1 pseudogene is annotated in these 770 nt (G+C 66.6%); it reads left to right on the forward strand.

Annotated features, from left to right (window positions below):
- Positions 1–770 (forward strand): annotated as a pseudogene (locus tag AWB75_RS36510) (glycosyl transferase family 51); the annotation flags it as partial.

Raw genomic sequence — 770 nt, forward strand, 5'->3', positions numbered from 1 at the left:
GCGAATGCGGCCACTCGCGACGGCGCGCGCGATGCGGGGCTTATCGGCTATCACATGCTGCGGCCGAACGACGATCCGTCGAAGATTGCGTACAGCTTCACGCTGATGGAGCGCCGCGGCGGCGCGAACCTCGTGCGCGTGCAGACCGACAGCGTCAACCAGCCCTTCGATATCAGCCGCAGCGGACGGCTCAACCTCGGCTCGACGGCCAAGCTGCGCACGGTCATCACCTATCTGCAGATCGTCGCGGACCTGCATGCGCGCTTCGGTTCGATGAGCGCGGCCCAGTTGCATGCCGTGACGCCCGACCGCCAGGATGCGCTCACGCGCTGGGCGCTCGACTATCTCGCGAAGACGCCCGACCGGTCGCTCGCCGCGATGCTCGATGCCGCCGTCGAGCGCAAATATTCCGCGAGCCCCGGCGAGACCTTCTACACGGGCGGCGGCGCGCAGAGCTTCAACAACTTCGAGGCGACCGACAACTCGCGCGTGCTGACCATCGAGCGCGCTTTCCAGCATTCGGTGAATCTGGTGTTCGTGCGCCTGATGCGCGATATCGTCCACTACGAAATGGTGAAGGTGGCCGGGCCGTCGTCCGGCTGGCTCGACGATCCCGCCGTGCGCCACGCCTACCTGACGCGTTTCGCGGACGCGGAGAGCCGCGTGTACATGAGCCGCTTCTATGCGAAGTACCGGCTCAAGACCGCGGACGAGGCGCTTGCGCTTCTGTTGCGCGACGTGCGCAAGTCGCCGCCCAAGCTGGCCACGGT

The organism is Caballeronia catudaia, assembly GCF_001544755.2.
Lineage (GTDB): Bacteria > Pseudomonadota > Gammaproteobacteria > Burkholderiales > Burkholderiaceae > Caballeronia > Caballeronia catudaia.